This window comes from Pseudoalteromonas sp. MB47 (assembly GCF_011319765.1).
Taxonomy (GTDB): Bacteria; Pseudomonadota; Gammaproteobacteria; order Enterobacterales; family Alteromonadaceae; genus Pseudoalteromonas; species Pseudoalteromonas simplex.
Genome location: NZ_VFBD01000015.1, coordinates 1 through 26,187, shown reverse-complemented (window position 1 = coordinate 26,187; position 26,187 = coordinate 1). Strand labels below are relative to the sequence as shown.

At 41.3% G+C, this 26,187-nt stretch carries 28 protein-coding genes and 1 rRNA gene; 21 read left to right on the top strand and 8 right to left on the bottom strand.

Annotated features, from left to right (window positions below):
* Positions 1 to 147: 147 nt before the first annotated feature.
* The 4 genes from IMPJCBKJ_RS08640 to hslR all read right to left on the bottom strand — a co-directional run bounded on the left by IMPJCBKJ_RS08640 (position 148) and on the right by hslR (position 4,041).
* A complete protein-coding gene (locus IMPJCBKJ_RS08640; protein WP_166339810.1) occupies positions 148 to 660 on the bottom strand; it encodes an IS630 family transposase in 513 nt (170 codons plus the stop codon).
* A gap of 287 nt (positions 661 to 947) precedes the next feature.
* Positions 948 to 2,486, bottom strand: a complete 1,539-nt coding sequence (locus IMPJCBKJ_RS08635; protein WP_166339808.1) for a phosphoenolpyruvate carboxykinase — start codon at positions 2,484 to 2,486, stop codon at positions 948 to 950.
* A 277-nt stretch (positions 2,487 to 2,763) separates the two neighbouring features.
* On the bottom strand, positions 2,764 to 3,609 hold the full coding sequence (gene hslO / locus IMPJCBKJ_RS08630; RefSeq protein WP_054554862.1) for an Hsp33 family molecular chaperone HslO: 846 nt from the start codon (positions 3,607 to 3,609) through the stop codon (positions 2,764 to 2,766).
* A gap of 12 nt (positions 3,610 to 3,621) precedes the next feature.
* A complete protein-coding gene (hslR, locus tag IMPJCBKJ_RS08625) occupies positions 3,622 to 4,041 on the bottom strand; it encodes a ribosome-associated heat shock protein Hsp15 (RefSeq protein ID WP_054554838.1) in 420 nt (139 codons plus the stop codon).
* A 209-nt stretch (positions 4,042 to 4,250) separates the two neighbouring features.
* Between hslR and gspC the strand changes: the two genes are divergently transcribed.
* The 13 genes from gspC to IMPJCBKJ_RS08560 all read left to right on the top strand — a co-directional run bounded on the left by gspC (position 4,251) and on the right by IMPJCBKJ_RS08560 (position 16,347).
* On the top strand, positions 4,251 to 5,192 hold the full coding sequence (gene gspC, locus IMPJCBKJ_RS08620; RefSeq protein WP_138601248.1) for a type II secretion system protein GspC: 942 nt from the start codon (positions 4,251 to 4,253) through the stop codon (positions 5,190 to 5,192).
* Between the two features lie 22 nt (positions 5,193 to 5,214).
* The gene (gene gspD / locus IMPJCBKJ_RS08615; protein WP_054554840.1) at positions 5,215 to 7,278 is read left to right on the top strand and encodes a type II secretion system secretin GspD; all 2,064 of its coding nucleotides are present in this window, start codon (positions 5,215 to 5,217) and stop codon (positions 7,276 to 7,278) included.
* Complete coding sequence (gene gspE / locus IMPJCBKJ_RS08610) at positions 7,271 to 8,836, top strand: type II secretion system ATPase GspE (RefSeq protein ID WP_054554841.1); 1,566 nt, start codon at positions 7,271 to 7,273, stop codon at positions 8,834 to 8,836. The genes gspD and gspE overlap by 8 nt, the downstream gene beginning before the upstream one ends.
* Before the next feature lie 2 nt (positions 8,837 to 8,838).
* The gene (gene gspF, locus IMPJCBKJ_RS08605) at positions 8,839 to 10,074 is read left to right on the top strand and encodes a type II secretion system inner membrane protein GspF (protein ID WP_054554842.1); all 1,236 of its coding nucleotides are present in this window, start codon (positions 8,839 to 8,841) and stop codon (positions 10,072 to 10,074) included.
* A 78-nt stretch (positions 10,075 to 10,152) separates the two neighbouring features.
* On the top strand, positions 10,153 to 10,572 hold the full coding sequence (gene gspG / locus IMPJCBKJ_RS08600; protein ID WP_054554843.1) for a type II secretion system major pseudopilin GspG: 420 nt from the start codon (positions 10,153 to 10,155) through the stop codon (positions 10,570 to 10,572).
* A 55-nt stretch (positions 10,573 to 10,627) separates the two neighbouring features.
* Positions 10,628 to 11,227 (top strand): prepilin-type N-terminal cleavage/methylation domain-containing protein, encoded by a 600-nt coding sequence (locus IMPJCBKJ_RS08595; protein ID WP_054554844.1) that lies wholly within the window; start codon positions 10,628 to 10,630, stop codon positions 11,225 to 11,227.
* Entirely contained in the window at positions 11,227 to 11,601 is a 375-nt protein-coding gene (gspI, locus tag IMPJCBKJ_RS08590) for a type II secretion system minor pseudopilin GspI (protein ID WP_054554845.1), read from the top strand. Before IMPJCBKJ_RS08595 ends, gspI begins: the two co-directional genes overlap by 1 nt.
* Positions 11,601 to 12,275: a type II secretion system minor pseudopilin GspJ gene (gene gspJ / locus IMPJCBKJ_RS08585; protein WP_166339806.1), complete on the top strand. Its 675-nt coding sequence runs from the start codon at positions 11,601 to 11,603 to the stop codon at positions 12,273 to 12,275. The genes gspI and gspJ overlap by 1 nt, the downstream gene beginning before the upstream one ends.
* Positions 12,276 to 12,286: 11 nt before the next feature.
* The gene (gene gspK / locus IMPJCBKJ_RS08580; RefSeq protein ID WP_138601263.1) at positions 12,287 to 13,273 is read left to right on the top strand and encodes a type II secretion system minor pseudopilin GspK; all 987 of its coding nucleotides are present in this window, start codon (positions 12,287 to 12,289) and stop codon (positions 13,271 to 13,273) included.
* Positions 13,270 to 14,481: a type II secretion system protein GspL gene (gene gspL, locus IMPJCBKJ_RS08575; protein WP_166339804.1), complete on the top strand. Its 1,212-nt coding sequence runs from the start codon at positions 13,270 to 13,272 to the stop codon at positions 14,479 to 14,481. Before gspK ends, gspL begins: the two co-directional genes overlap by 4 nt.
* Positions 14,478 to 14,951: a type II secretion system protein M gene (locus tag IMPJCBKJ_RS08570; RefSeq protein WP_054554848.1), complete on the top strand. Its 474-nt coding sequence runs from the start codon at positions 14,478 to 14,480 to the stop codon at positions 14,949 to 14,951. The genes gspL and IMPJCBKJ_RS08570 overlap by 4 nt, the downstream gene beginning before the upstream one ends.
* A gap of 3 nt (positions 14,952 to 14,954) precedes the next feature.
* Positions 14,955 to 15,713 (top strand): type II secretion system protein N, encoded by a 759-nt coding sequence (locus tag IMPJCBKJ_RS08565; protein WP_138601242.1) that lies wholly within the window; start codon positions 14,955 to 14,957, stop codon positions 15,711 to 15,713.
* Positions 15,714 to 15,732: 19 nt separating this feature from the next.
* Positions 15,733 to 16,347, top strand: a complete 615-nt coding sequence (locus tag IMPJCBKJ_RS08560; protein WP_166339812.1) for a YecA family protein — start codon at positions 15,733 to 15,735, stop codon at positions 16,345 to 16,347.
* On the opposite strand, the gene IMPJCBKJ_RS20700 is transcribed toward IMPJCBKJ_RS08560, so the two are convergent.
* The gene (locus IMPJCBKJ_RS20700; RefSeq protein WP_054554851.1) at positions 16,344 to 16,547 is read right to left on the bottom strand and encodes a hypothetical protein; all 204 of its coding nucleotides are present in this window, start codon (positions 16,545 to 16,547) and stop codon (positions 16,344 to 16,346) included. The genes IMPJCBKJ_RS08560 and IMPJCBKJ_RS20700 overlap by 4 nt on opposite strands.
* Positions 16,547 to 16,906 (bottom strand): hypothetical protein, encoded by a 360-nt coding sequence (locus IMPJCBKJ_RS08550; protein WP_054554852.1) that lies wholly within the window; start codon positions 16,904 to 16,906, stop codon positions 16,547 to 16,549. Before IMPJCBKJ_RS08550 ends, IMPJCBKJ_RS20700 begins: the two co-directional genes overlap by 1 nt.
* A 278-nt stretch (positions 16,907 to 17,184) precedes the next feature.
* Between IMPJCBKJ_RS08550 and ccoG the strand changes: the two genes are divergently transcribed.
* The 5 genes from ccoG (at position 17,185) to IMPJCBKJ_RS08525 (ending at position 21,479) form a co-directional block, all read left to right on the top strand.
* Positions 17,185 to 18,615 (top strand): cytochrome c oxidase accessory protein CcoG, encoded by a 1,431-nt coding sequence (gene ccoG, locus IMPJCBKJ_RS08545; RefSeq protein WP_138619575.1) that lies wholly within the window; start codon positions 17,185 to 17,187, stop codon positions 18,613 to 18,615.
* 65 nt (positions 18,616 to 18,680) lie between these two features.
* Positions 18,681 to 19,655, top strand: coding sequence for a serine/threonine protein kinase (locus tag IMPJCBKJ_RS08540; RefSeq protein ID WP_166339802.1), 975 nt, complete (start codon positions 18,681 to 18,683; stop codon positions 19,653 to 19,655).
* Between the two features lie 30 nt (positions 19,656 to 19,685).
* The gene (locus IMPJCBKJ_RS08535; protein WP_138601233.1) at positions 19,686 to 20,309 is read left to right on the top strand and encodes a thiol:disulfide interchange protein DsbA/DsbL; all 624 of its coding nucleotides are present in this window, start codon (positions 19,686 to 19,688) and stop codon (positions 20,307 to 20,309) included.
* 18 nt (positions 20,310 to 20,327) lie between these two features.
* Positions 20,328 to 20,966, top strand: coding sequence for a thiol:disulfide interchange protein DsbA/DsbL (locus IMPJCBKJ_RS08530; RefSeq protein ID WP_166339800.1), 639 nt, complete (start codon positions 20,328 to 20,330; stop codon positions 20,964 to 20,966).
* A 60-nt stretch (positions 20,967 to 21,026) separates the two neighbouring features.
* Positions 21,027 to 21,479 carry a DUF523 domain-containing protein gene (locus IMPJCBKJ_RS08525; RefSeq protein ID WP_166339798.1) on the top strand — a complete coding sequence of 151 codons (453 nt, stop codon included), beginning with the start codon at positions 21,027 to 21,029 and terminating at the stop codon, positions 21,477 to 21,479.
* Positions 21,480 to 21,481: 2 nt separating this feature from the next.
* Here IMPJCBKJ_RS08525 and trmA read toward each other — a convergent pair whose 3' ends face one another.
* On the bottom strand, positions 21,482 to 22,579 hold the full coding sequence (gene trmA, locus IMPJCBKJ_RS08520) for a tRNA (uridine(54)-C5)-methyltransferase TrmA (protein ID WP_138601224.1): 1,098 nt from the start codon (positions 22,577 to 22,579) through the stop codon (positions 21,482 to 21,484).
* Between the two features lie 164 nt (positions 22,580 to 22,743).
* Between trmA and IMPJCBKJ_RS08515 the strand changes: the two genes are divergently transcribed.
* Both IMPJCBKJ_RS08515 and murI read left to right on the top strand, forming a co-directional pair.
* Entirely contained in the window at positions 22,744 to 23,862 is a 1,119-nt protein-coding gene (locus tag IMPJCBKJ_RS08515; protein ID WP_166339796.1) for a DUF5610 domain-containing protein, read from the top strand.
* A gap of 66 nt (positions 23,863 to 23,928) precedes the next feature.
* On the top strand, positions 23,929 to 24,723 hold the full coding sequence (gene murI, locus IMPJCBKJ_RS08510) for a glutamate racemase (RefSeq protein ID WP_166339794.1): 795 nt from the start codon (positions 23,929 to 23,931) through the stop codon (positions 24,721 to 24,723).
* Here the strand turns inward: murI and IMPJCBKJ_RS08505 are convergent.
* The gene (locus IMPJCBKJ_RS08505; protein WP_054564068.1) at positions 24,686 to 25,165 is read right to left on the bottom strand and encodes an RNA-binding protein; all 480 of its coding nucleotides are present in this window, start codon (positions 25,163 to 25,165) and stop codon (positions 24,686 to 24,688) included. The genes murI and IMPJCBKJ_RS08505 overlap by 38 nt on opposite strands.
* Before the next feature lie 580 nt (positions 25,166 to 25,745).
* Here IMPJCBKJ_RS08505 and IMPJCBKJ_RS08500 point away from each other — a divergent pair.
* Positions 25,746 to 26,187, top strand: a 16S ribosomal RNA gene (locus tag IMPJCBKJ_RS08500); the annotation flags it as partial.

Genomic DNA, 26,187 nt, shown 5'->3' with positions numbered 1-26,187 from the left:
GCTGGACATACCGCGCCAAATAAGTATCCATAGTCAAATTGCTGTTGTTTTACAATCCGTGGCCGAGTGCCTGTTTCAGCCCAAATGCGCGTAGTCGGATTTTGCTGGCCAAATCGTGCTTCGTCCTGAAACCATACGTCGATCCGATCAAGAGGAAGGTGTCCTGGTGTGTGAAGGATCGTTTCCAGCTGGAAGTTTTTTAAAAGCCTCTTGGCTCTGTAATGATTGTTTTGGGTGTTTAGAGCGGCTTGTGATCCAACTAAAGCCAAGTTGCTTTAGAATTTTATAGACATGATTTAAGTGGTAATGAACACCAAATTCAGTGTGAATGTAATGCACAATGTCTTCACCGGTAAGGCGGCCACCACGTAGTTCTGTGTTCGTGCGCTTTATAAATTCAGACAGTTGTTCAAGTTGCTGCGGTTGCAGCCTTGATGGACGTCCTTGAATAGGCTTATTGTCTAAACCACCCAGCCCATTCTCTAGGTAACTAGAAACCCATTTATTCACACTACTTCTTGCTGTGTTTAGACGTTTTGCAATATCGGTTCGGCTATTACCCTCATAAAATAAAGACACTGCAAGCAATCGCATGCGTTTTCGTGCGTTTGGTTCTTTACGAGAAAGCGCTAAAAGTTGTTCAGATATGTTTGGATTCAATGTTATTAGCCGGTGATTTTATATAGCCTATATTAGATCAGATATTTAAGCGGAATGGTATTACCCAAAAAACCACACCGCGCGGCTGTTCGCTGACATCTGAAAGCTGATAGCTCTTTTTATGTTGGGTTTCGCTTCGCTCTACCCAACCTACGCCAGGCCTTAAAACTTTCCCCTTGCTAACTCGCTAACTTTACTCTAGCAACTCGCAACTCATCAGCTTATGAACCAAAAACAAAAACGCCAGCATATAGCTGGCGTTTTTTAATCTGAGGGTAAGCTTGGTATTAAGCTTTTGGACCTGCTGATTTGATTGCTTCTGAAACATCGTATTTAGCGAAGTTTTCAGTGAAGTCAGAAGCTAGTTTGTTTGCATATTCTGCGTACTTCTCTTTATCTTCCCATGTATTGATTGGGTTAAGAAGTTGGCTGTCTACACCAGGAACAGCAACTGGTACATCTAGGTTTAGAACGTCGATGTGTTGAGTTTCAACATCTGCCAGTTTACCTGATACGATTGCATCAACAACAGCACGTGTTGTTGGGATGTCAAAGCGTTGACCTGTACCGTAAGGGCCACCTGTCCAACCTGTGTTAACTAGGTATACTTTCGCGCCGAATTCACGTACACGCTTCATTAGAAGCTCTGCATAAACGCCAGCAGGACGAGGGAAGAAAGGAGCACCGAAACATGTTGAGAATGTAGACTCGATGTCGCTTGTAGAACCGATTTCAGTTGAACCGACTTTTGCTGTGTAACCGCTTAAGAAGTGGTATGCAGCAGCTTCTTCAGTTAGTACTGAAACTGGTGGTAATACACCGCTTACGTCACATGTTAAGAATACAACGGCTTTTGGCTCACCAGCACGGTTTTCTACTTTACGTTTTTCAACGTGCTCTAGTGGGTAAGCAGCTCGGCTATTTTGTGTCAGGCTTGTATCATGGAAATCTGGTACACGGTTTTCGTCAAGTACCACGTTTTCTAAGATTGTACCGAAACGAATTGCATTCCAAATAACTGGTTCGTTCTTTTGTGAAAGATCGATACATTTAGCATAACAACCACCTTCGATGTTAAATACGCTACCAGGTGCCCAACCGTGCTCGTCATCACCAATAAGGAAGCGAGTAGGATCTGCAGATAATGTTGTTTTACCTGTACCAGATAGACCGAAGAATAACGCAGTGTCGCCTGCTTCACCTACGTTTGCAGAGCAGTGCATTGGTAATACACCTTTTGCAGGAAGTAGGAAGTTTTGTACAGAGAACATTGATTTCTTCATTTCGCCAGCGTAGCGCATACCAGCTAGTAGAACTTTACGTTGTGCGAAGTTAATGATTACAGTGCCGTCACTGTTAGTACCATCACGCTCTGGGTCACATACAAATGAAGGTACATTCATTACCTGCCACTCAGGGAAGTCTGCAGTATTGTATGTTTGAGGTTCGATAAACATGTTTTTGGCAAAAATATGATGCCATGCAGTTTCTGTTGTAACTACAACTGGTAAATAGTGCTCAGGATCAGCGCCAACTTCTAGGTGAGAGATGAAGTGGTCGTTGCTTTTCACCTGTTCTTCTACACGTGCCCATAACGCGTCAAACTTGTCTGCATCGAATGGGCGGTTAACGTTGCCCCATTGGATTTCGTTTTCAGTGCTTGGCTCTTGAACAATAAAACGATCTTTTGGAGAGCGGCCAGTGCGAGCACCGGTTTTAGCAACAAAAGCACCATTAGCGGCTAGAGTCCCTTCGCCACGACGAATAGCGTGTTCGACAAGTTCAGCTGCTGTAAGATCAACAAAACTAGTAGCGTTTGCAGTCATGTTTATACCTAAATTGTGAGAGATTGAACGGGATAGCTCTGGGGTTCTTAGTTTTCCCTTTTGCTAAAATAATAGTAACAGAAGGATTAGGGATATTCGAGTGTCTGAAGGGCCTAAAAAGGCATATATTTGGCAAAAAACATGAATAATTTCAATGATACCGGTGTCATAAAATGACGCATTTTCATGACACCGGTATCATTAGTTTTGATATTATTTTTAATAAAAAAGCCGCACTGATGGCGGCTTTGAATATAATAATATTTATTATGATGTATTAATTAAAAATGGCTTTAATATCTTGCTCGTTGAATATGTAATCTTTTAAGCAATAATGACAGCTAATTTTTACTTCACCATTTGCTTGCACGTCGGCAAGTAATTCGTTTTGACCTACATTAACTAGTGCAGCAATTGTTTTGTCTCTGCTACAACCACAACGGAAACTAATAGACTGTGGTTCGAATAACTGAGGATTATCTTCATGGTAAAGTCGAGTCAGCACAGTGTTAGCATCTAAACCTAGTAACTCTTCATCTTTGATTGTGTTGCTAATCGCTTCTAGATGAGTAAAGTCTTCTACCGACTTTTCTTTATTAACGGGTAATACTTGTAAGAATAAGCCTGCTGCTTTTGCTGTGTCTGCTGTTACTTCAGTCGCAAACCAAAGACGTGTTTTTAATTGTTCCGATTGCTCAAAATAGTTTTCAAGGCATTTATCTAAGCTATCGTGTTCTAACGGTACAATACCTTGGTATCGCTCACCTTTAGTCGGCGTAATTGTAATGACCATATAGCCATTACCAATTAAGTCTTTTATTGAGCTACCGGTTACTTCACCTTGGAGGCGTGCGATGCCTCGCATGTTTTGTTTATCGTCACCATTAATTACGGCATATTTAACAGGGCCGTCGCCTTGTAGTTGAACGGCAATTTCGCCTTCAAACTTTAAAGTAGCCGTCAATAAGCAGGTAGCAACAAGTAGTTCACCTAATAAGGTTTGCACAGGTGCTGGGTAATTATGGTTTGCGATCATCTCTTGAAAAGTGTTTTCAATTTGTACGAGTTCACCACGTACATCGAGCTGATCAAATATATAACGATGAAGTAAATCTTGTTGCATGAGTTGCATTACCTAACTTGATTTCATTTTTAACAGTTCACGCCTTTGCTTCTTATCTGGTTTACGATCAGGATGTGGAGCAAAGAAGCTGTTGTTCTTACGGGCGATAGCATTTGCTTCGCGTTTCTCAATGCTTGCTTGAGTTTCTTGGTATAAGGTTTGTGCAATGGGGGCGCCTTGACGTTTTTCAAGGATCTTTTCAATTGTCACTACCTTTTCATCGACCCCTTGTAGTAGTTTAACTACTGCACCTACCTCGACAATTTTACTGGGCTTGGTACGTTGTCCATTATAATGCACTTTGCCACCTTGCACCATGTCTCTTGCTATTGAACGGGTTTTGTAAAAGCGGGCAGCCCATAACCATTTATCAAGGCGCACGCTTAATTCGTCTTGTTTGTCTTGTGACTTATGAGTGTTACCTTTTGACACAATTGTGCTCTTTTATAGCTGCTGATATATAGGCAAAATTTACCATGAAACTTAATCACAAAGAAACAGTCATAGTTATTCCTTGCAGCCCCTGTTCGTTGAATTTACCTTGTTTACAAAGTTTAATATACGTGTGCTTGTTGAATGAAAAATGAAAAGGTACTATAGGCCAGCTATCAAGCAGTAAATTAAAATAAGAAATAGAGTTTATGGATCAACACTTACAACAAGTTAAACAGTTTTTGAACGGCTTACCTCATGCCAAGCTAAGTGCATTTGTAGTGCTGTTAGTTGTTGTTTACATTGCTTTTTTGTCATCCAAGCTGTTTTGGCTTGTATGGCCAGAACCCGATACAAGCGCATTGCCAGTAACAGGTGTTAATACCATGGCAAAGCGAGTTGAGACTGTCAGTTCTCGACAAATAATTGAGCAAAATTTATTCGGCAAAGTTGTTGTCGAAACTAAAAAGTCTGCCGCTAAACAAAATCAAGTCATTAACAACGCCCCTGAAACACGTCTCAGTATTAACCTAACCGGCATTGTTGCTGTAAGCCAAAATGACCAAGCAGGTCTTGCTATTATCGAATCTCAAGGAAAACAAGAAACCTATGTTGTCGATGATGCAATTAAAGGCACTCGCGCCAAGCTTGCTCAAGTATTACCTGACCGAGTAATTTTAGATGTTAGCGGTCGTTTTGAAACGTTAATGCTTGATGGTCTAGATTTTACGAAAACGGTGTCTATGCCAGTGTTAGCAGAGCGTGATGAATCAGAATTAACCGCAGGCCCTCAACTTGTCGAAAATAATGAAATAAATGCGACTGAAGATGAAGAGGTAAAAGAAGCGCTCATCGAAACGCGTGAAGAAGTATTAGACGATCCCGGTAAACTCTTTGACTACATTCGCGTCTCTCAAGCGATGGTTGATGGCGAGTTAGTGGGGTACCGCTTAAGCCCAGGTAAAGATCCTGCTTTATTCAAGCAAATGGGACTAATGAATAATGATTTAGCTATTGCGATTAATGGCTATCAATTAAATGATTTGAAACAGGCAATGTCAGCAATAAACGAATTACGAAATAGTACTGACGCAAGTATCACTATCGAACGAGATGGTGAGCAAATTGATGTGCAATTTAGCCTGCAATAACTAGCTTTGGAGTTTTTATAGAATGGTTCACGCGCTACACCTCACAAAAATCAAAAAAGGGTTAGCTAAATATGCAGCGCTTTTTTTATTAACAGGATTATCGCTTTCAGTTTCAGCTGTTGAGTATGCGGCTAATTTTAAAGGCACTGATATTAATGAGTTTATTAATATCGTTGGTAAAAATTTAAATAAAACCGTCATTATTGACCCAAATGTGCGTGGCAAAGTAAATGTGCGCAGTTATGAGTTAATGGATGAAAAGCTTTATTATCAGTTCTTTTTAAATGTACTTGAGGTTTATGGTTATTCAGCTGTAGAGATGGATAACGGTATTATCAAAATTGAAAAAAGTTCTGACGCTAAAAAGTCGAACGTACCGCTTATCACTGAGGATAACCAAGCCAGTGGCGATATGATGGTAACGCGAGTTGTACGTGTTAAAAATGTAAGCGTACAAGAGCTTGGCCCGCTGGTTCGTCAATTTAGCGATCAAAAAGATGGCGGCCACGTTGCTAACTTTAATGCTGCGAACGTGATGATGTTGACCGGCCATGCAGCGTCAGTTAACCGCTTAGTAGAAATTATCCGCTCTGTTGACCAAGCTGGTGACAAGCGTGTTGATATTGTAAAGCTTAAGTTTGCTACCGCAGATGATGTAGTGTCTGTTGTTGAGAATATTTATAAAGATGGCGGTAAAGGAAGCGTTCCAGAATTTCTAATTCCTAAAGTAGTTGCTGATGGTCGAACTAACAGTGTGATTGTCAGTGGTGAAGCGCAAGCGCGTACTCGTGCTGTTGAATTAATTAGCCGTTTAGATGGTGAATTAGAAAACCAAGGTAACACTAAAGTTATCTACCTTAATTACGCCAAAGCAGAAGACCTTGTAAAAGTATTGCAGGGCGTAAGCAAAACACTAGCAGAAGATGCGCAAGGCGGTGCAACTAAAACGCGCTCTCGTAATCAAAACGAAACAAGTATTGAAGCACACCCAGATTCAAATTCACTTGTTATTACTGCACAGCCTGACACCATGCGCTCGCTTGAGCAAGTAATTGAGCGTCTTGATGTGCGTCGTGCGCAAGTTTTAGTTGAAGCTATCATTGTTGAAGTTTTAGAAGCTGATGGTATCAACTTAGGCTTACAGTGGATTTCAGAGCAAGGCGGAATGATGCAGTTTAACAACGGCACAACAGTACCAGTTGGTTCGTTAGCCGTTGCAGCTGAGCAAGCACGCGATAAAACGATTGAAGGTACGGTTGTAGGTACCGAAACTGGTACAGTCACCAAGACTTCTGAAACACAAGAAGGTGACTTAACGGCACTTGCCTCATTACTAGGTGGTATCAATGGTTTAGCCATGGGGATTGTTAAAAACGATTGGGGTGCAATTATCCAAGCTGTTTCAACCGATACAAACTCTAATATTCTTGCTACGCCGTCTGTAACGACCATGGATAACGAAGAAGCATCAATGATTGTTGGTCAAGAAGTACCGATTATCACAGGTTCGCAAACAGGCTCAAATAATGCGAATCCATTCCAAACAGTTGAACGTCAAGAAGTAGGTGTAAAACTTAAAGTGACACCACAAATCAATGACGGTTCAGCAGTTCAGTTAACGATTGAGCAAGAAGTGTCGAGTGTGAGTGGTGCTACTGCGGTAGATATTTCGGTAAACAAACGTGCCATTAAAACCACGGTTATGGCTGATGATGGTGGTATGGTTGTACTGGGCGGCTTGATTGATGAAGATGTGCAAGAAAGTGTCTCTAAGGTGCCATTATTAGGTGATATTCCAGTACTTGGCCATTTATTCCGCTCAACCAGCACCAGTAAGCGTAAACGTAACCTGATTGTATTTATTCGTCCTACCATTGTTCGCGATGGCATCAGCATGAATAAATTAAGCCACTCAAAATATAACTTTATCCGTGGCGAACAACACAAACAAAAAGAAGATGGTATTGATTTAATGCCATTAGAAGATGCGCCAATTCTTCCAGAGTGGGATGATGCCTTAGTATTACCACCAACTTACGAAGAATATCTAAAACAACAAAACGCGAATGAGCGCAATGATGACTAATGCAATTTCTGAAATCAATGACGAGCTAGCATCAGACGTATCAGCTAATCATGATGAGCTGCTAACAAGTGATGATCTTGTTAGCTTGCCAACTAAGCGGTTGCCATTCTCGTATGCGCGTCGCACAGGTGTGCTGTTAGGTAAAGATCAAGACAACTGGACAGTTTATTACCGCGGTGAGTTGGATGTTAACGCTTTACTTGAGGTGCGTCGTATTGCGGGTCATGGTTTTTCGCTAGAACAATTACCTGATGATAAATTTGAGCTGTTGCTTGAGGCTTCTTATCAGCGTGATAGTTCTGAAACACAGCAAATGATGGAAGATATCGGCAACGAGGTTGATTTATTCTCGCTTGCAGATGAGTTACCGCAAACTGAAGATCTCCTTGCAGGTGATGATGATGCGCCAATCATCAAGCTGATAAACGCGATGCTCAGCGAAGCAATTAAAGAAGGTGCTTCAGATATTCATATCGAAACCTTTGAGCAAGAGCTGGTAATTCGCTTTAGGGTTGATGGCGTATTAAAAGAAGTTTTAAAGCCGAATCGTAAACTCGCTTCACTGTTGGTGTCGCGTATTAAGGTTATGGCGAAACTAGATATTGCTGAAAAGCGGATTCCGCAAGATGGCCGTATTAGTTTGCGTATTGCTGGTCGTGCCGTAGATGTGCGTGTATCGACTATGCCATCAAGCTTTGGTGAGCGTGTCGTGCTACGTCTACTTGATAAAAACAACGCACGCCTGAACCTAGAAGATTTAGGTATGACTGAGCGTAACCGTGAATTGTTTGCTGATTTAATCAGTAAGCCACACGGTATTATCTTAGTAACCGGTCCTACGGGTTCTGGTAAAAGTACCACCTTGTATGCGGGCATGAGCCAAATTAATTCACGGGACCGTAATATTCTTACCGTTGAAGATCCAATTGAGTACGAGATCCCAGGCATTGGTCAAACTCAGGTTAATACCAAAGTTGATATGACCTTTGCACGTGGCTTACGTGCTATTCTTCGTCAAGACCCTGACGTAGTGATGGTGGGTGAGATCCGTGACCTTGAAACAGCACAAATTGGTGTGCAAGCGTCATTAACCGGTCACTTGGTGATGTCAACACTGCATACTAACACGGCTGCTGGTGCTATCACGCGTATGGAAGACATGGGCGTAGAGCCTTTCTTACTGTCATCATCGTTACTCGGTGTATTGTCACAACGCTTAGTGCGTACTTTGTGTAATAGCTGTAAAGAAGGTCACATTGCTGATGAGCGCGAGTGTCAGTTACTAGGTGTTAATCCTGCTGAGCCGCCAACAATTTATCGTGCAGTTGGTTGTGAAGAGTGTAACTTTAATGGTTATCGCGGTCGTACGGGTATTCATGAATTGCTGGTTGTTGATGAAACAATTCGTGAAATGATCCACAGCGGTAAAGGCGAACAAAGTGTTGAAAAGTATATTCGTAAACATAGCCCAAGTATTCGCCAAGATGGTTGTAATCGCGTGCTTGCAGGTCGCACTACCTTAGAAGAAGTCTTGCGTGTAACACGTGAGGAAGGTTAATCATGGCAGCATTTGAATACCGTGCCCTCGACGGCAGAGGTAAAGAGAAAAAAGGCATTCTTGAAGCCGATACGGTAAAGCAAATCCGCCAAACTTTGCGCGATCAAGGTTTAATGCCTTTAGAGGTCGTTGCTGCTGCAGAAGGTGAAAAGCAAGCTACTGGGGCAAAGGGCTCTTTATTTGGGAGTTTCTTTAAACCAAAAATTTCGACTTCAGATTTAGCATTAATCACCCGTCAGCTTGCAACCTTAATCCAGTCAGCATTACCTGTTGAAGGGGCTGTCATGGCGGTGGCTGAGCAATGTGAAAAGCCGCGTTTAAAGCGCATGCTTATGGCCGTGCGCTCAAAGGTTGTTGAAGGTTATACCTTAGCTGATGGCATGAGCGAGTTTCCGCATGTCTTTGATGATTTGTATCGTGCTATGGTGGCAGCTGGTGAAAAATCGGGTCACCTAGACCAAGTTTTAAATCGTTTAGCAGATTACACGGAACAACGTCAGCATATGCGTAGTCAAATCACACAGGCGATGGTGTATCCAACCATTCTTGTGGTATTTGCTATTGCGATTGTCTCTGTATTATTAGGTACCGTGGTACCAAAAATCTTGAAGACCTTCGAAAAATCAAAACAAGTATTACCCTGGACGACTGAATGGGTAATGGCCGCCAGTAATTTTGTGCAAAACTACTGGTTTATTAGTTTAGTCATTATAACCGTGTTAGCTGTGGCCATTAAGCAAGCGCTTAAACAGCCGCATATTCGTTACTGGTATGACGAAAAAGTGCTGCATTTACCGGGCATTGGTAAGGTAGCTCGCGGTGTTAATACGGCGCGTTTTGCTCGAACTTTAAGTATTTTATCGTCAAGCTCAGTGCCGCTACTTGAAGGGATGCGTATCTCAGGTGGTGTACTGGCTAACGAAAAAATGAAAAAGTCAGTGCAAGATGCTGCAACACGTGTAAGTGAAGGGGCGAGCCTTCGTGCTTCACTTCAGCAAACCAAACTTTTCCCACCTATGATGCTACACATGATAGCCAGTGGTGAAAAATCAGGTGAACTTGAGCAAATGCTGGAACGTGCTGCAAATAACCAAGATCGTGAGTTTGAGAGCATGGTAAACGTGTCTCTGAAACTATTAGAGCCCGCGATGATTGCTTCAATGGCGGTAATTGTATTGTTTATTGTAATGGCAATACTACAGCCGATTATGGCAATGAATAAGGCTGTAGGTCTTTAAATTAGGGAACACTAGAGCAATTAGCAGCTAACACTGCCGCTCTATAATAAATTTTTGAAGAAAGTTAGAGGTATTTTTGTGAACAAACAGTCAGGTTTCTCATTACTAGAAGTCATGGTAGTACTGGTTATTATCGGTATGATCATGTCAATTGTGGCGCCAAATATCATGGGTCAGCAAGAAGAAGCTGCAATCGATAAAGCACACTTAGATATTCAACAAATTGAAGATGCGTTAAGCCTATACAAGCTTAAAAACAAAGCGTATCCAACCACAGAGCAAGGCTTAGAAGCGCTAGTGAATAAAACAAGCATTGAGCCAATTCCAAAGCGTTTTCCTGATGGCGGTTTCCTTGAGAAGTTACCAGAAGATCCATGGGGTAATCCTTACCAGCTAATCAGCCCAGGAGAAATCGGTAAAATTGATATCTTCTCAATGGGTCCTGATGGTGAAGCAGGTACTGATGATGACATCGGTAACTGGGATGAAGAAAAGTAATAATGCCTAAATTCAGCCAACTGAACAAAGCTTATACACATCAAGGCTTACTATTATGGTAAGCCTTGGTCGTTTGCGTTTGGCTGGCCGTGCTAAGCACGCGAAAGGGTTTAGCCTCATCGAAATATTAATGGTGCTCGTGGTGATTGGTTTTGTCACCAAAATGGTTGCCTACAGTTTTGATGGAGGTGCTGAAGAAGAACTCGAAAAACAAGCGCTCAGATTACATACTACGATTAATATGGCGTCTGAGTTTGCGATTTTAAATCAGGTTGAGCTGGGCTTTCATCTTGACCAAGATACATTTGAATTTTTAGTTTTTGACGGTGATAAGTGGGTTACTTTTGACCGTGAAAAATTGTTTGCCCCAATTAAGGTTGATGAGCGCTTTGAACTCACTCTTAACCTTGATGATTTAGCCTGGGCACAAGATAACTTGCTAGAGCAGTCCAACTGGCGTGAATTAATGAGCGGTGGTGACGAAGACAGCTTACTTGAGCTGCAAAAGCTCAAAATACCGCAAGTCCTTATTTTATCTTCTGGCGAAGTCAGTGCGTTTCAATTGATTTACGAGCTTAAAGATGAGCGTGAACCACAGTATTTTATCGAAGGCGAATTTATGGCCCCGGTAAAGTTTCGTATGGAGCCTGAGTAATGAATAAGTCAGCAGGTTTTACCTTACTCGAAGTGATGGTTGCCTTGGCTATTTGTGCAATGGCCGGTATTGCCGCAATGCAGGCAACCGGTGAGCACATTAATCACCTATCGTCGATTGAAGAACAAACTTATGCTTCTTGGGTTGCCGAGAACGTAATGGTTGAGCAGCGCGCTAAAGGCGATAAATGGACAGGCAAAAGTGGCGTCAAAGGCACTGAAACACTCGCTGGTTTTGAATGGTACTGGCGTCAGGACGTGGTTCCTACTGCTGATAAAACCTTTGTAAAGGTCACCATTAACGTGTTCGCCGATGAAAAGCTTGAATACCCAGTGTATGAGCTTTCTACTTATTTGAATAAAGGTGATAAGTAGTGAAGCAACGCGGTTTTACCTTACTTGAAGTAATTGTCGCCATGGGCATTTTAGCCTTTGTGGTGTTATCGACCCATCAAATTCTTGATTCGACAACCAAAGCAAAAGAAGCCTCAGACGAGACGATTGCTGAGTTAAATGGTTATCAAACCTTATTTCGTTTGATGGACCAAGATTTTAGTCAAATGACTAAACGTCAGGTTCGAAACGAAGCCGGTGATTTTCAAGACACGTATGTTTTGGCTGGTCGTTATATTCTTGATAGCCAATACGATGGTATTGGCTTTGTTCGTGATGGTTGGATTAACCCGATTAATCTACTGCCGCGCTCTGAACTGCAAGCGGTTGGTTATCGCGTGATAGATGATAATCTTGAACGAGTGTATCGGGTGTATGTTGATCAACTAGATAACATGGAGCCGCGCTCACAAGTTATTTTAGAAGATATTGAAGATCTGAAGTTTGAATTTTTAAATGACAAAGACGAGTGGCAAGAGCAGTGGCAAATTAAAGCGCTGCCAAAAGCGGTTGCAGTCACTATTCAAAAAATAGAACAGGAGCCAATTCGTCGCGTGTTTTTGGTGCCAGGTGAGGGCAAATTAACTACTCAAACAAATAATAGTAATAACGGCGCTAATGGTAATAACAATAATAATAGCGGAACGGGTGGCTAGTCATGACTACAATGAATCGCTCCAAAGGTGCGGCGCTTGTTATTGTGCTATTTATTGTGGCGCTGGCTGCGATGTTAGCCGTTGAGATGAGTGCTAATTTAATGGTGCAAGTGCAGCGTAGTAGCAATATTCAAAACCATCAACAGGCTAAATGGTATGCCTTTGCAGCTGAAGAGCTGGCAATTAAAGCACTAAAACAAACTAAAAAAGATGATCCTGATAAAACGCATTTAGAGCAAATTTGGGCACAGCAGGGCGGGGTTCCTTATCCTGTTGATAATGGTACCTTAAGTGGCACGATTACTGATTTACAAGCATGTTTAAACTTAAATGCATTGCATGTAAAACCAGATCCGCAGACGGATCCAAATAATAAAACGAACCCAGCACATAAGGCATTGTTGGCATTATTAGAAAACATTGAGAATTTACCAACTGATGAATCAGAAGAAGCCATGGCCGATAGTGTGTTTGATTGGTTAGATGAAGATAGTATTACCTATCGCTCGGGTGCAGAAGAAGATGAGTATTTATCTCGACAATACCCATATATGACGGCAAATAGTTACTTTGCTTCGACCTCTGAACTTCGTTTGGTAAAAGGTTTTAACCCACTCGTTATGGAGAAACTCTTACCATTTGTGTGTGTTATTCCTGGCAGTGAGTTGCTGCAAATAAACGTTAATACACTACCTGCAGAAAGTGCGATTTTATTAAGCTCGCTTATTGATGGCTTAAGCCTTTCAGGCGCTGAAGCGGTATTATCATCACGTCCTCAAGATGGGTATGATGATTTAGAAGCTTTTTTTGAAGAGGTTAACCAACAAGGCGCACAAAACGTGAAAGCCGTTGAAAATCTATTCAGTATCAACAGTGAATATTTTAAACTACAAACGCAGGCTGAATTTGCAGAGCTGCGTTTTTCGATGACCACCTTACTCCATGCCACTAATGGTACAGTAACGATACTGGCGCGAAAATTTGGAGGCGTACAGTGACAGAGATATTGTTGATCCGTACGGGTCAAACGTTGAAAGACAGCCTTAACTGGCTAATTTACTCACCAATAGAACAAGAAATAATTGCCAGCGGTGAAATTGCCAATGCAACACAACTTGGTGAGCTAACAGAAAAAGCACAATCACGGGAAGTAGTCGCACTTTTACCAAGCGATCAGGTACAACTTAAAACAGTTACCCTACCAACTAAGTGGAACCGTAAGTTAGAGCAAGCACTTCCTTACATGCTAGAAGAAGAAATAGCCTGTGATGTTGATGACTTGTTCATAGCGATTGCTGAGCCAACACTTGTTGATGAAAAGCACGCTATTAACATCGCGATGACCGATCGTGAATGGTTTGAGCAATGGCTAGCAGAGTTTAATGAGCATGGCATCGAAGTATATAAAATACTGCCGGATGCTTTATTGTTACCTGATGTTGATGGCAATACTCAGTTACGCGCTATTGAGCTTAATGGCCAGTGGCTATGTAAACAGGGTAACTGGCATATTGCCGCTGTAGAGCCGAACTGGCTTGCTGGCTATTTAACAGCATTAGGTAACCCTGATGTTGCACACTTTAGCCCTGCAACGGCTTTTCCTGATACAGTTAACCTTAGTGCTCAAACGCAGCAATACGATTTACCTTTAGCCTTATTCGCTAAGCAGTTACCTGAAGTGAAATTCAACCTTCGCCAAGGTGTTTATCAGCTTAAGAAAAAATCAGCGATTTGGTGGGGCTATTGGCAAAAAGCAGCTATTGCAGCAGGTGTTGCACTAGTTTGCAGTGTGGGTGTTAAGTCGCTTGAGCTTTATAAGTTAAATAACCAGCTTGAAGCCGCAAAAGCAGAAGTGGTTGCTAATTATCAGCGTGCTTTTCCAAATAAAAAAGTGCGACCTCAGCTTATCCGCAGTCAAATTCGCAGCGAACTTGCATTGATAGAAGGTGGCAGCACTGCTGGCTTCTTAGATTTGACTAACGATCTTGTCTCGATTTTTAGTGAAGTAAACGACTTCACACCAGAAACGCTTCGCTACGATCAAGGTCGTAACGAATTACGTATTCGCGCGCGCGGCAAAGATTTCCAGTCATTCAGTAAAGTAAAAGCAATATTAGAGCAGCGTGGCTTAACCGTAGATCAAGGCTCGCTGAACAATGATGGTGATTATGTCGTTGGTGAAATTAAGTTACGAGGTGCGGCATGAAAAACCAAATAATCAATTATTGGCGCTCGTTAAAAGAACAAGAGCAGCAACTTGTAATGGTTGCAGGTGGTGTGTTTGTTATTTTTGTGCTGGTTATGGGGGTCTTTCGTCCACTTAACGCTGCTATCGAAAAAGCAGAGCAAGACACAATAAAACAGCAAGAGCTGTTGGCGTGGGTTGATGAAAGTATTGTTAAACTTAAAGCGAGTGGTAATGCACGTAATACGAGCAGCCGTAGCTTAAGCCAAATCGTTAATAGCACCCGTAATCGTTATCAAATTATCATTAGCAAAATGCAGCCAAATGACAATTCACTTCGTTTAACCATTGACTCTGTTGAGTTTAATAACCTTGTTGAATGGTTAGATGAACTGGTTAATTCACATGGTGTGCTAATCGAGAATTTAGATTTAAGTAAAGATGACAAATCAGGCTTTGTGCGTGTAAGTCGTTTGGTACTAGAGAAGTAAACGATGAAAAGAGTTATTTTATTAATCACAGTGTTTGTGATGTGTTTTTTGGTGTTTACGCTGGTAAAAACACCCGCTGCCGTTGCACTTGATTTAGCCAAGCCACATTTACCAAAGCAATTACAATTAGGTAAAGCCAGTGGCACGCTATGGGACGGGCGCATTATGCAGGTACGTTTTGATGGTGAGCAATTAAACAATGTACGTTGGCAATTGTCGGGGTGGTCACTGTTTACAGGTAAATTAGTGGGTACGGTACGTTTTGGTGATCCTCGTGATAAAGCGGATATTTCAGGCCATGCTGATTTTTCTTACGGTTTATTTAACCAAGCGGTTACTGTGAAAAAGACCACTTTACGCTTAACAGTTGAACGTGCCATGCAACGTTTACAACTACCTTTGCCGATTAGTGCGCAAGGTCGTGTGATTGTAGATTTAGATGAGTACAGTTCAGGCGAGCCTTATTGTGAAAGTCTAAGCGGCGAAATTGCGAGCCCGAACATTGATGTGAAAGGAATGAATAACTGGTTTAGCATTGGTCCTTTAAGTGGCCGTTTAAGCTGTAAATCCGGTGATGTAGCAGTACTTGTAGACCCTGAAAACCGTTTAGGGCTTGAAGCTGATGCAGTATTAAAAGCGAACCTAGACTTTAAAGTAGCTGGTTATATTAAACCTGAAGCAAGCTTACCGAAAGAAGTGCATGATGCTGCGAAGTTTCTTGGTCGTCCTGATAACGAAGGTCGTTATCCGCTTAACTTTTAAATTGGATTAATTGAATAGTATGCAATTACCTGAGTTTTCAAAGCAGCAAAGCGAGCTTTTAAGTCAGTTTTTAGCGCAGCATCAAGATGCGCTTAGCTTGGCGCAAACCCAAGGTTATTTATTTGCGGTGATCTGTGCTCCTGAGCCGCTTGATGTTCACCAGTGGTTAGAAGAAGTTGCACCTGGTTCTGATGGGCAAATGGATGAGCAAGTGCTGTTTGCATTTATGGCTTTATATCAACAGATCAGCGAACAAGTATTCGAGACGGGTTTTGCATTACCTGTGAGCCTACAGCTGAGCTCGCAAGGGCAACAATACCTAGATATTCAAGAATGTCAGCATTGGAGCCAAGGTTTTATGCATGGTGCGCAAGGTTACGTTAACAAGCTATTAAGCGCGCCACAGTTAGCTGATGAGTTAAAAGAAGCCTTGGCTACAGCTCTGCAAAGCTTAGGCTTTTTTACCCTTGAAGCGAGTGAAATTGCAGCCCTTGCAACTGATAATGGTTTATCAGAAGGGCAACTATGCCAGCAGCAATATGAAGTAATGAATGAATTCGCCGCTGGCTTTGCAGAGTTAATTGAAGTCGTTGCTGTAAATAGCCAACTATATAATGATGAGAGCTGGAACTAACCCAGCTCGAGTAGGATGTTTGTGCAACCTTTGGCACAGCATACAACGCCTTTACCTGGCTGATCAGTTTTCAAATCTAAGGTGAGGGCGCCTTTACACTCTTCGCAGTATAAGGTTTGACCCTTGCCCAGCTTCTTTAGCATATTACGTTGTTTAGCAAACGAGTCGCTGGTTTTTTTGTTTAAAGCAGAAAAGTCCATTACTTGTTTAGCCTTTCTTCAAGCGCATTCGAAACAATACTACAAACACGATTCAAGCGTTCGCCATAAAAGTACAAGTTAATATCTTTTTCACGGCAATAATGAAGGTGAAAGAGTTGTAGTTTATCGTCGGTAGTGAATGTGTCTTCAATATACTCAAGCTCTGAGTTTGATAAATTAAGTTGTGACTTAATATTATTTTTAGCCATATTAGCGGCAGGACTTCGGTTTACCTTACTAGCATCAGAAATCATACCGACTCCCTCACCTAGTAACCTGTCCCTAGGTTCTTTGATCAAAGGATGATCAATTGTGAAAAGTGCTAAAATTATAAGCACTAAGATGAGAAACTTTTTCATAGTCCAATAAACTTTGATCTGAATGAATAGGTGGTAGCTGCAAGTTTAATAAAATGGTTGTTTTAAAAGCAAGCAGATACGATTAAATAGTTAAAAGTTCGTATATGAAATCTAACCCTGAAATTTTCCATAGATTGAGTATAATGCAATATATAGATTTAAAGTTTCAGAAATCTTTGAACGTAATGAGATGTATTCTGATTTGCTTATTGGCACAGAAACCTCTTACTGCAAACATATGTTTGAGTATTATTTCCTAGTGGCGTTGAGGAATTTTAATGGATAATCAGATTAAGGTTAAAAATATCCCAACGGAAGTAAAAATCCAGAAACCGGAAAATGCTTCCCTCGATGATAGATTTAATCCACGTAACCGTATTTATGTTCGAGCTGTAACGGGTTTACACCAACTGTTGAGACAACGAATTGGTTTTATCGGCATGCTTGCGTTCATGCTACTACCTTGGATCAACTTCCATGGCCAGCAAGCTGTACTGTTCGATTTGGTAGGGCAAAAGTTTAACATTTTTGGTTTAACGCTTTGGCCACAAGATCTGACTATCCTTGCTTTCATTTTAATGTTGGCGGCGTTTGCGTTGTTCTTAGTAACTACTTTCTATGGACGGGTTTGGTGTGGTTATACTTGCCCACAAACTGTTTGGACTTTCATTTTTATTTGGTTTGAAGAAAAGTTTGAAGGTACAGCTAATCAGCGAAAGAAACTAGATCAACGCCCGATGGACTTTGATAAGTTTTGGCGAAAAAGCGCCAAGCACGGTAGTTGGTGGTTATTCTCACTTTATACAGCGTTTACTTTTGTTGGTTATTTTACGCCTATCCGCCAGTTGCTACCTGATCTTTTTACCCTTGATGCAACAGCGTATTCGTATATTTGTTTAGCCGTATTTGCAGTCTGTACTTATGGTAATGCGGGTTGGATGCGCGAGATTATGTGTTTACACATTTGTCCTTATTCTCGCTTTCAATCAGCTATGTTCGATAAAGACACCTTTACCGTGAGCTATGATGAGGCACGTGGTGAGAGCCGCGGCCCACGTTCACGCAAGCAAGATCCAAAAGAGCTTGGCTTAGGTGATTGTATCGACTGTAACTTATGTGTGCAGGTGTGCCCTACGGGGATCGATATTCGTAACGGCTTACAATATGAGTGTATTAACTGTGGTGCATGTATCGATGCGTGTGATGGGGTGATGGATAAAATGAATTACCCACGCGGCCTTATTTCCTACACCACAGAACGCAACTTAGAAACGCCAGACAACAAAACACACGCACTGCGCCCTAAGTTAATTGGTTATTTAGTTATCTTAGTGGTGTTAACAGGGGCGCTGGTGGCAAATATTGCGATGCGTAAACCGATGGAGTTGGATATCATCCGTGACCGTAATCAGCTATACCGTGTTGACTTTAATGGCCTAGTTGAAAACACCTATACACTAAAAGTAATTAACAAAGCTCAGCATCAGCAAACCTTTAATATTCGTGTTGAAGGGCTTGATAACTTTGAGTACATTGGCAAACAAACTTTCACAGTACCTTCTGGCGAGTCTTATAACGTGCCACTGTCATTGGTTGTTGATCCTTATGATTTGAAAAAGCCGATGACGAAGTTTGAGTTCGTACTTTCTGTCGATGGTGAGCCTGATGTGCAGATTTCACAGCCGAGTAACTTCTTTAAGGCGCGATAATTAAGTACACTGAGCGAATGAATAAAAAGCGGGATTTTCCCGCTTTTTTTATATGATGAGGCATTATGAGTAAATTTAGTTTTGTAGACCTTACACCCGATTCAATTTTAGATGCGGTTGAAAGTATCGGTGTTTATGCTGAATCAGGGCTGCTGGCATTAAATAGCTACGAGAACCGTGTTTATCAATTTAAAGCAGAAGATGGCCATCGTTATGTTGTTAAGTTTTACCGTCCAGAGCGCTGGAGTAAGGCGCAAATCTTAGAAGAGCATGCATTTGCATTTGAACTCGCTGAGGCCGAAGTGCCAGTTGTTGCACCTGTAATTATCGAAGGGCAAAGCTTATTTGAGCATGATGGTTATTTGTTTACGTTATTCCCAAGTGTGGGGGGCCGCATTTTTGAAGTTGATAATTTAGATCAACTTGATGTACTTGGCCGCTTAATTGGGCGAATGCACCAAGTAGCAAAAGCAAAGCCATTTGAACATAGACCTGTGATCAGCTGTGAAGAATATCTTAAGACAGCTAAAGTTCAGTTACAGGCAAGTAACTTGGTGCCAATGGCATTAGAGAACGCCTTTTATACTATTTTAGATTTGGTGATCAAAGAAACCACACAGCAGTATAAAAATGTTGAAACTATTCGTCTGCACGGTGACTGTCATGCCGGCAATATACTGTGGTCTGGTGATGCATTAATGTTTGTTGATTTAGACGACAGCCGACAAGGGCCTGCAATTCAAGATCTTTGGATGATGCTCAGTGGCGATCGTAACAATCAACTGTTACAGTTAGACACTTTAGTCGCAGCATACGAAGAATTTTGCGATTTTGATCACAGCCAATTAAAGCTGATTGAACCACTTAGAGCGATGCGAATGGTGCATTACATGGGCTGGTTGGCGAAAAGATGGGATGATCCTGCGTTCCCGCGGAACTTTTCATGGTTTGCTGAAGACAAATACTGGGAGCAGCAAATACTAGCGTTAAAAGAACAGCTTGCAGCGCTACAAGAAGCACCATTAAAATTATTACCATAAATTTTTAAAGTTAATAAAGTCGAGAGAACAATGTTTAAAAAATTAAAGTTAAGTCTACTCATTTTATGTTTACCTTTTGCGGCCTTTGCTGCTGATTTTGAAGCAGGTAATCAATACGAAGTATTAAAAGTTGAGAAAAGTGCAACACCTCAAGTAACCGAGTTCTTTTCATTTTATTGCCCACACTGTTTTCAGTTTGAACCAGTTGCAAAAGCATTAACGGCAAGTCTTCCTGAAGGGACTGAATTTGTAAAAAGTCATGTTAACTTTTTAGGCGGTGTGTCTAAGCAAACTCAAAGTAACTTAAGCTATGCCTACTTAATTGCTAAGCAACATGGCAAAGCAGAACAAGTAGCTGATCAAATCTTTAACAGCATCCATAGACAACGTGCCTTACTTAAAGACATGAAAGACGTTAAAGCACTACTTGCAACTAATGGTATTAGTAATGAAGTGTTTGATGCTGAAATTGCAAGCATGCCAGTGATTAGCGCTGAAAAAGCGATGCAAGATAAGCAGCAAAAATATTCAGACATGGGCGCCTTAACAGGTGTACCAACTTTTATCGTCAATGATAAATACAAAATTAATTTAAATACCATCAAGAGCCAGCAGATGCTTGATGAATTAGTCGAATTTTTATTAAAACAATAATTTTGGAGTAAAGAAGTAATGATCAAGTTAGTAAAAGCTGTATTAATGGCTGCCACGCTAGGTTTAGCGGCAAATGCCTCAGCTGCTCAATATGAAGAAGGTAAGCATTATGAAACGATTGATGCACGCGCTTCTAAAAAGCCAGAAGTAAAAGAGTTCTTCTCATTCTACTGCCCACACTGTAATAACTTCGAGCCAGTTGTGAAAGAGCTTAAAACACTTCTTAAAGATGGCGTTAAACTCAAAAAGAGCCATGTTGATTTTTCAGGTCCTCGTGATCCAGAAATTCAAACCATCTTAGCGCAAGGTTATGCGACGGCTAATGTGTTACCACAGAAAGACGCGTTAGTAGCCGCTGTGTTTAATCATATTCACGGTAAGCGTGCTCGTATTAACGAACTAGCTGATATGAAAGACATCTTTGTTTCACAAGGTGTATCGGCTGAAGATTTTGATAAGTACTACAACAGCTTTTCTGTACGTACTATGGCGTCTAAAATGAAACGCGACCAAGAATACTACCAACAAAAAGGTGCTTTAAAAGGCGTTCCAACTTTTATTGTTAATGGTAAATATCGCTTAATCTTAGGTGCGGACTCAGGCATCAGTGATGCAAAGAGCATGGCAGATTTAATTAACTACCTAGCTGATAAATAAGCTAATTAGTTAAATTTAATTCAAAGCTCCGTTCGCGGAGCTTTTTTATTGGTAAAGCAAATGCAAAAACTATTAGTTTCAAGCTGTTTGTTAGGAAACCCTGTTCGTTATGACGGGCAATCGCAAAACTTACTCCATCCTGGTTTAGAAACTCTTAAACAGCAAGAAAGGCTCGTTGCATTCTGCCCTGAAGTAGCTGGTGGCTTACCTACACCAAGGCCGCCTGCAGAAATCAAAGTGGGTAGAGTACTTACCAAAGATGCGCAAGATGTCACAGTGCAGTTTGCTTATGGCGCAGAACAAGCACTTAAACTTTGCAAAAAAAAGGGCATTCGCTATGCGTTGTTAAAAGAATCAAGCCCGTCATGTGGTCGCAATACTATTTACGATGGTAGTCATTCAGGAAAGAAAATTTCAGGGATGGGGTTAACTGCAAGGCTGTTAACTGACAATGGTATAGCTGTATTCAGCGAGCAGCAGTTGCCAGCGCTATTTGCTGCGCTGGCAGAGTGATTTTATTTACGTTGTAAAAACACACCTGATTCAATGTGATGGGTGTAAGGGAATTGATCAAAAATTGCAAAACGTTTTACTTCATGGGTTTTGCATAAGTGATCAAGGTCACGTTCTAGGGTATCGGGATTACACGAGATATAAATAATGTTGTCGTAGTTCGCAACTAGGTCACAAGTTAGCGTGTCCATTCCAGCACGTGGTGGATCCACCAAGATTGTTTGGCAGTTATAGCTTTTCAGGTCTATGCCATCTAAACGAGAGAAGGTACGTTCGCCTTTCATTGCTTGAGTGAACTCTTCACTCGACATACGAATGATATCTAAGTTCTCAACCTTGTTTTGTGCAATATTGTATTGTGCTGAGTAAACCGATGATTTTGATATCTCAGTGGCTAATACCCGGTCGAATGAACCCGCAAGAGCAATCGAAAAGTTACCATTTCCACAATATAACTCCAGTAAGTCATTATTGAGGGGTTGGCAAAGCGCTTGTGCCCACTCTAGCATCTTGATGTTTACTTTCGCATTCGGTTGCGTAAAGCTATTTTCGACTTGCTGATAAATAAGCTCTTTACCGTTTACGTTTAAACGCTCGATAACGTAATCATTACCAATCACTTCTTTTTGCTTACGAGCACGGCCAATAAAATCAATCTTAAACTGTGTGCTCAGTTTTGCTTTAAGCTCTTTAATTGCTTGTAGCCACTGCTCATCTAGTTGTTTGTGATACAATAAGCTAACAAGGATCTCGCCACTTAAGCTTGAAAGGTAATCGATTTGAAACAGCTTACGGCGCAGAACTTCATTGTCTTTTAAGTTTTCGATCATCGCTTGCATCACTTCACCCACTAAAGGTGCTGCAGGGTCAAACTCATCTACGCGGATCTTTTCTTTAGTTTGTTGATCAAACATGATGTGAAACAGGTCTTCACCTTCATGCCAAACACGAAACTCTGCACGTTGGCGGTAATGAATAGGATCAGAGCCGAACACTTCTAATTTTTCGACCCCAAAACGTCGAAACTGTGAGGTGATGCGCTGCTCTTTCTCACTCAATTGTGCATCATATTGAGTTGTATCAATTTTTATAACCGCCATGGCTGATTACCTTTTATCTCTTAGCTGTATAACGGCGCTATTGTAGGGAGCGCTGAGGATTTGTCTAGTTTTGTTATTTATTTTAGTGTCGTTTTTTTATACAAAAAACTTAAGTTCTTTGGTTTTTGGCCGATAATGAGTTAACCATAACATGGAGTCGGATCATGAAAATTGGCAACCTAGGCTATATGCCTAATACAAATGTGAATAAATACAATGGTAAACAGGCTCTGCAGCAGCCTACCATTCAAAATCGTCAAGATAGTTATCAACAACGCGGTCGTGAGCTCGCGGCAAAAGTTCTTGATGATAAACTTGCTGAGGCACTTGGTTTACCTAAAGCCGAAGAGAAAAAAGATAAACCGCTGTTCGACTTTGAAGAGATCGTGAAAAACGTACTCGACTTTGTTGGCGGTGCACTTCGTAAAGCAAAAGCCGATGGTGCTGATGATGAAAAACTCAAAGGCATGCTAGGTGATGCACGTAAAGGTGTGCAAATGGGCATCGACGATGCGTATGATGAGCTTAAAGAGTCAGGTATTCTTAACGATGACATCGAAGAGGGTATCGAAAAGTCTAAAGAAGGTATCTTTAAAGGTATTGATGAATTAGAAGAAGACTTGTTCAATCCTAAACCTAATGCGGTTTCAGTCAGCCAAGCTCAATACATCAGCTTAAGTAATAACGCGGAGTACACTTTCACCACCGCTGAAGGTGATGAAGTCAGTATTAGCTTTGCTGATGCATACGAAAGTAAGTCTGCAAGCAGTTATAGCAAAAATGGCGACAACGAAGCCTTTGTCAGTGAGTCTTCGCAATCACGTGATTTATCATTCTCTATGTCAGTCAATGGTGATTTAAATGAGCAAGAGCAGCAAGCTATCAATGAATTGATGGAAGACTTGCAGAATGTTAGCGAAACATTCTTCTCTGGCTCATTAGAAGATGCCTTTGAACAAGCTAAAGAGCTGAACTTAGGTAACGAGCAACTAGTCGGCTTTACCATGGATCTAAAACAAACCAAAACAGTAGCAGCGATTAAAGGGTATGAAGAATATAAACCTGCTCCTGAAAAAGAAGTTGCTGAGAAAATAGCGCCATTTAATGACGATTTGAAACAGGCGTTTAATAAAGCGGGCGATATTGGTTTGCAAAATGAACTGGCTGGCATCTTACAATGGTTAAACCAAGATAAAGAAGAAGTCAGTAAGCTGGTGGATTATACCAAAGCAATGTTCGAACAAATGAATAAGCTACGCTCGGCAACAGAAGAAGAGGCATAGTCCTTTCTTTCTTTTTATAAAGCTGCATGGCAAACTGCTGATCTTTGATGATCCGAGGTAAGCAGTTTGTCAGTTCATATAATGGTGTTTGATTCTGGTATAGGTGGAACAACCGTACTTGAACAGATCCAAGCATTGATCCCAGATGCTGATTATAGTTATTTTATGGACAATGCTTTATTGCCCTATGGCGCGCAAAGTCAGCAAACGATCATAGCCCGCCTTTTAGCGCTACTACAGTTTATCGAGACAGCAAACTTACACGTTGATATTCTAGTTATTGCGTGTAATACCGCCTCTACCTCTGCCTTAGATACTATTCGTCAGCACACAAGTATAGAAGTTGTCGGGGTAGTACCTGCAATAAAACCTGCTTGCGCTATAAGTAACAGCAAACATATTGGTTTACTGGCAACACCATCAACCATCAAGAGTCGCTATACTGCAAATTTAATTAGTACTCATAGCCAAGACACACAAGTCAGCTTATATGGCTCAACTGAGCTGGTAGAAATTGCAGAAACACTATTTCATACGCAGAAAATCAATAAAGCAAAGCTTGAGAAAGTATTGAGTAATTTAGCGATAGCAGAAGATATAGATGTACTGGTACTTGGCTGTACACACTTTCCATTACTAGCCAGCGCGATTAGTGACTACTATAAACAACAGATCTTCCTTATTGACTCAGGCAAAGCGATTGCTAAGCGCGTTGAAAGTTTAATTGCTCTACGAGGCTTTACTCTTACTACAGATAAAAAAAAGCCGCTGCACTATTATGCAACGGCTCCTATTGGTCATTCGCAATTAAGCGTTGAGCTTATTACGCTGACTGATCAGATCCCTCACGAAAGCTGTTAGCTTCGTTCTCTTGTTTTTGTTTTGCTTCACGCACTTTTAAAGTACGTTGTTGGAATTCGCTATCATTTAATTGATTGATTGCTTTATCTGCATCAGCTTCAGCCATTTCAACAAAACCAAAGCCACGACGTTTACCTGTATTTTTATCTTTTAATAAACGTACATTGAAAACTTTGCCTTGTTCTTCGAATAAAGCACGAACAACACCTTCATTAGCACGATAAGGTAGGTTGCCAACATAAAGTGTTTTTGTTTTTACTTCGGCCTCCTCACTTGACGCTGATGAAAGTGCTGCAATAACTAAAGCACCAATTAATAAGCCTGCACCAAATAGCAATGCTGGGTCTAAAGCTAAGCTTGCAAGTGCGAACTTAACAACCACAAAACCTAAAACAGCAAGAATAACGGAGAAAAGAAAAGATTTTTGATCGGGTAATTTCATTTTGATCTACCAATAAACAAGAAATAAACATTAATTTAACATTGTGAACTTGCTATCTTAACGAGTTAAATGAACATAGCAATGAAATTTGCATTAAATTATGAATATTGGCTTAAAAAACAGCCATAATAGCGACCGTTTTTGCTGTTTTCGGTAAATTTAGTTCGCTTTTTGAGCGAACAGTAAAAAGATCGAAAAAAAGTGTTGATCTGTTTTTGGATCTCCCTATAATGCGACCCCACTGACACGGCGGGCAGCAACGAAAGACGCTGAACAACGTAGCAGAGAGTTAAGTGAAACTTCGGTTTCAAATAATCGAAAGAAAGTTTGAAATTAAGTATTGACTCGAAAAATTAAGGATGTATTATACGCATCCCTAGCGACAACGTCGCAACGTTCTTTAACAATATAAAGCAATCATCTGTGTGGGCACTCGTACAGATTGAGTTCTAACAGCGAAGCTTAGTTTACTAAGTGGAGCAAAAAAATTAGAGTCTCAATTTCTTATGAGTGACTATATAGTCAATTTATACAGAATTCATTGAGCACGGTTTGAAGTTTACTTCAAACAAAAAACTTTTAATTGAAGAGTTTGATCATGGCTCAGATTGAACGCTGGCGGCAGGCCTAACACATGCAAGTCGAGCGGTAACAGAGAGTAGCTTGCTACTCTGCTGACGAGCGGCGGACGGGTGAGTAATGCTTGGGAATATGCCTTATGGTGGGGGACAACAGTTGGAAACGACTGCTAATACCGCATGATGTCTACGGACCAAAGTGGGGGACCTTCGGGCCTCACGCCATAAGATTAGCCCAAGTGGGATTAGCTAGTTGGTGAGGTAATGGCTCACCAAGGCGACGATCCCTAGCTGGTTTGAGAGGATGATCAGCCACACTGGGACTGAGACACGGCCCAGACTCCTACGGGAGGCAGCAGTGGGGAATATTGCACAATGGGCGCAAGCCTGATGCAGCCATGCCGCGTGTGTGAAGAAGGCCTTCGGGTTGTAAAGCACTTTCAG